Consider the following 4,005-nt stretch of genomic DNA (forward strand, 5'->3'; position numbering starts at 1 on the left):
CCGACGCGCTCGTGTCCGAGCAGACGCGCGCCCAGTTCGGTGTCGAAGATGACCGGCGGCTCGAGACCGCGCTCGCGCAGCGACGGAAGGTCCTGGCTCGCGGCGTGGAAGATCCACTCCGCGTCGCCGATCGCGTCCTGCAGCGGGGAGAAGTCCTCGATCGTCGAGGGGTCGAACAGGAACACCCCGGCCTCGCGCCGGAAGACCTGGATCAGGTACGCCCGCTGCGAGTACCGGAACCCGGAGGCGCGTTCGACATCGACGGCCACGGGACCGATCCCGGATGCCAGCGACGCGGACGCCGCGGCGAGACCCGCGGCATCCTCGATGACGGTGTACTCAACCACGCGGGGGCCTCCGGGCTCCGAGGACCGCGACACCCTCGGACCCCGGGGGGAGTCCGGCGAGCATGCAGACCAACTCAGCCCACGCCTCCAGGTGCGGGCGAAACGGACCGCGCGGCGACCACGACGCGCGGAGTTCGATCTGTGACCCTTCGCCCTGCGCCGCGAGCGCCCCGAAGCCGGTCGACAGCGTCTTGGTCGCCGTCCCCGATTCGGAGTGTCGCTCCGCGCCACGAGAATCGAGGGCATCGATGAGCCACGACCACGCGACCTCCGCGAGCAGGGGGTCGATCCCGATCTCCGGCTCGAGCGGCGCCTGCGCGAAGCACACGACGCGCCACGCCCCGCCCCACGGCTCCGGCTCCTCCGGGTCGTGGAGCAGGATGAAGCGGCCCGTGCCGAACGGCGAGTCCGTCGCGTGCGCATCGGGGCGCACGTCGCCCGCCAACGCGAGCGACTGCGGCGCGAGGCCCGAGGGCGAGGGGATCTCGCGCACCACGAAATCGTCGCGGAACTCGGTCGCGCGCAACTCGTCGGCCGCCCGGGCGAAGGCGGTCGCCGCCTCGGGAGAGCGGGGGTCAGTCACGCCGACAGACTAGAGTGAGGCCTCGATGAACGCTCCCAGGCGCGCCGCGAGGCGCCGTGCCCCGCACCCCGCGGTCGCACCGTTGCGGATCGCCGTCACCGCTCTCAGCGCCGCTCTCGCGCTGAGCGCGACCGCCCTCGGCGCCGTCTCGCTGCGTATGGCCCGCACCGTTCTCACACCGGCGGCCCGTCGGCCCGACGTGCGGCTGCTGGGGCTCGACCCCGCGGCGCAGACCGTCACCCTCGAGCGCACCGACGACACGGCCCTGCCCGGTCGTTACGGCCTGTTCACCACCGGGAGCGCCGACTACCTGCGCCTGGGTTCGGTCGTGAAGGACGACGGCGCGAGCGTGACCCGCAAGCTCCTGACCCACGTCCCGGCCGACGCGCACCTCGCTCCCGCGGCGGCCTTCAGCGGCTGGTACTACGACAAGCCCGAGGATCTGCAGATCCCGTTCCGGAATGCGCTCATCGGCACACCCGTCGGCCCCTGCCCCGCGTGGGAGTTCCCGGCGGCGGTCGACAGCGACGTGTGGGTGATCCAGGTGCACGGCCGGGGGACGACGCGCTCCGAGGCCCTCCGCGCCGTTCCGGTGTTCCACGAGCTCGGCATCACGAGCCTCCTCGTCTCGTACCGCAACGACGGCGAGGCGCCGAGGAGCCGCACGGGCACGTACGCCCTCGGCGCGACGGAGTGGCGGGACGTGGATGCCGCGATCGGTTACGCCCGTCGCCAGGGCGCGCGCCGCATCCTGCTCATGGGTTGGTCGATGGGCGGTGCGATCGTGCTCCAGACCGAGTTCGCGTCCCCCCACCGCGACGTGATCGTGGGCCTTATCCTCGACTCGCCCGTCGCCGACTGGCGGACGGTACTGCGGTACCAGAGCCGCCTCCTGCGGCTGCCCGGCGTCGTCCTCGCGTTCGCGCAGCAGATCCTCGGCTCCGACTGGGGCGCCGTCCTCACGCGCAGCGGGTCGGCCATCCCGCTGGACGGACTCGACGCCGTCGCCCGCGCCGCCGAGCTGCGGCATCCCGTCCTTCTCCTGCACAGCGACGACGACGGGTTCGTCCCGAGCGACGCGTCGCACGCCCTCGCCGAGGCGCGGCCCGACCTCGTCACGATGGAGACCTTCGCGGTCGCCCGTCACACCAAGCTGTGGAACTACGACGAGACGCGCTGGACGCGCGCGATCCAGGACTGGGTGCGCGCCCGGGGGCTCGCTACCGAGGAGTGACGGATCAGGCGGCGCTCTTGGCGCGCACCTGACGCTTCGCGCGCATGAGCATCCCGGTCATGCCGGCAATGCGCAGCGGGCTCACCGCGCGCGTCAGACCGATGCTCTGCGGGAAGTCGTCCGGGACCGCGAGCACTTCCTCCGCGGACAGGCCCGTGAGTCCCTGCGCCAGGATGCTCGCGAAGCCGCGCGTGGTGGGGGCCTCTGCCGGCGCCGTCGCGTGCATCGCCACGCGACCCGCGTCGTCGACGTCGACCACGATGTACACCGGCGACTGGCACTCGGCGACCCGCTCGCACATCTCGGGGTGATCCGCGTACTCGGCCGGGACGTCGGGCAGCTCGTGCGAGAACTCCAGGAGGAGCTGCAGACGGTCGGGCTCGTCGAGCTCGAGGAACTCGTCGCGGATCTCGGCGAGGCGGGCGGGGAGCGTGTTCTCGGACATCACCGTCAGTCTCCCACGCCCGCGACGCGCGGGATCAGCGGGCGGGAACCTCGCCCGGCTCGGCCCCGGACACGATCGGCACGCGCACCGCGCTGCCCCACTCGGTCCACGATCCGTCGTAGTTGCGGACGTCCTCGAAGCCGAGCAGGTGCTTCAGCACGAACCAGGTGTGGCTCGAGCGCTCACCGATGCGGCAGTACGCCACGATCTTGTCGCCGTCCTTCAGACCGGCGCCGTCGCGGTAGATGGCATCCAGTTCCTCGCGGGACTTGAAACCGCCGTCCTCCGCGACGGCCTTGGCCCACGGAACGCTCTGCGCGCTGGGGATGTGTCCGGCGCGGAGCGCGCCCTCTTCGGGGTAGGCGGGGGCGGAGGTGCGCGCGCCCGAGTACTCCTCGGGGGAGCGGACGTCGATGAGCGGGTTGCCGAGGTGCGCGAGCACGTCGTCCTTGTAGGCGCGGATCAGCGTGTCGTCGCGCTCGACGATCGGGTACTCGACCGGCTCACGGGTCGTCGGCTCGGTCGTGATCGGGCGGCCCTCGGCGATCCACTTGTCGCGGCCGCCGTCGAGGAGGCGGACGTCCTCGTGCCCGAAGAGCGAGAACACCCACAGCGCGTACGCGGCCCACCAGTTGTTCTTGTCGCCGTAGATGACGACGGTGTCGTCGCGCGCGATGCCCTTGCGGCTCAGGAGCTGGGCGAAACCCTCGCCGTCGAGGTAGTCGCGGACGACGGGGTCGTTGAGCTCGGTGTGCCAGTCGACCTTCACGGCACCGGGGATGTGGCCCGTCTCGTACAGCAGAACGTCCTCGTCGGACTCGACGACGACGAGCCCCGGCTGACCGAGGCGTTCCTGCAGCCAGTCGCCGCTCACGAGACGGCCGGGCTCGGCGTACGCGGCGAACTTGGAAGAACTGGTGTCGAACTCGACGGTCACGATGTCTCCTCGGTCGGGGTGATGGAGCGGGCGGCGTAGGGTGGAAACCGCACTTCGACCCTAGATCCGCCACGTCGAAGCAGGCACCTTCCCGTAAGACTGCGACACAGGACGGCCATGACCTCCACGCCCTCGACGACCGGTGTCGTCCACCTCGTCGATCGCGAGCCCGCCATCTCCGGAGCCGAGATGGTGAGCGCTCTCGTGCCCCCGCCGCAGTTCGACGGAGCGACCTTCGAGTCGTACCGGGCGGATGCCGCCTACCCGTCGCAGCAGGAGGCGAAGGAGCTGCTCGAGGCGTTCGCGAGCCTGCGCACCGCACCGGCCAAGAAGGGCGGCTTCTTCCGGCGCGCGGAGAAGACGCCGCCGGTGAAGCCCGGCGTGTACCTCGACGGCGGATTCGGCGTAGGCAAGACCCACCTCCTCGCGTCGATCTACCACGCGATGCCGCCCGGCGAA

The 4,005-nt window shown here is 71.4% G+C and carries 5 protein-coding genes and 1 pseudogene; 2 read left to right on the plus strand and 4 right to left on the minus strand.

Annotated features, from left to right (window positions below; translation table 11 throughout):
• Both I5G_RS21970 and I5G_RS10850 read right to left on the minus strand, forming a co-directional pair.
• Positions 1-347, minus strand: a pseudogene (locus I5G_RS21970) (ribonuclease D); the annotation flags it as partial.
• The gene (locus I5G_RS10850) at positions 340-930 is read right to left on the minus strand and encodes a DUF3000 domain-containing protein (protein WP_022879072.1); all 591 of its coding nucleotides are present in this window, start codon (positions 928-930) and stop codon (positions 340-342) included. The pseudogene I5G_RS21970 and the gene I5G_RS10850, both read right to left, overlap by 8 nt.
• A gap of 25 nt (positions 931-955) precedes the next feature.
• On the opposite strand from I5G_RS10850, the gene I5G_RS10855 reads away from it, so the two are divergent.
• The gene (locus I5G_RS10855; RefSeq protein ID WP_026095847.1) at positions 956-2,164 is read left to right on the plus strand and encodes a S9 family peptidase; all 1,209 of its coding nucleotides are present in this window, start codon (positions 956-958) and stop codon (positions 2,162-2,164) included.
• Positions 2,165-2,168: 4 nt separating this feature from the next.
• Here I5G_RS10855 and I5G_RS10860 read toward each other — a convergent pair whose 3' ends face one another.
• On the minus strand, positions 2,169-2,609 hold the full coding sequence (locus tag I5G_RS10860) for a SufE family protein (RefSeq protein ID WP_022879074.1): 441 nt from the start codon (positions 2,607-2,609) through the stop codon (positions 2,169-2,171).
• A gap of 34 nt (positions 2,610-2,643) precedes the next feature.
• The gene (locus I5G_RS10865) at positions 2,644-3,546 is read right to left on the minus strand and encodes a sulfurtransferase (RefSeq protein ID WP_022879075.1); all 903 of its coding nucleotides are present in this window, start codon (positions 3,544-3,546) and stop codon (positions 2,644-2,646) included.
• A 117-nt stretch (positions 3,547-3,663) separates the two neighbouring features.
• Between I5G_RS10865 and zapE the strand changes: the two genes are divergently transcribed.
• The coding region (gene zapE / locus I5G_RS21975) for an AFG1/ZapE family ATPase (RefSeq protein WP_036327694.1) at positions 3,664-4,005 on the plus strand (342 nt) is incomplete at its 3' end.

The sequence above is a fragment of the Microbacterium sp. B19 genome (genome assembly GCF_000333395.1).
GTDB lineage: Bacteria > Actinomycetota > Actinomycetes > Actinomycetales > Microbacteriaceae > Microbacterium.

Excerpts from the sequence above, each read along its gene's own strand:
- I5G_RS10855 (WP_026095847.1), top strand. The coding sequence starts at position 956 with ATGAACGCTCCCAGGCGCGCCGCGAGGCGCCGTGCCCCGCACCCCGCG.
- I5G_RS10860 (WP_022879074.1), bottom strand. The coding sequence starts at position 2,609 with ATGTCCGAGAACACGCTCCCCGCCCGCCTCGCCGAGATCCGCGACGAG.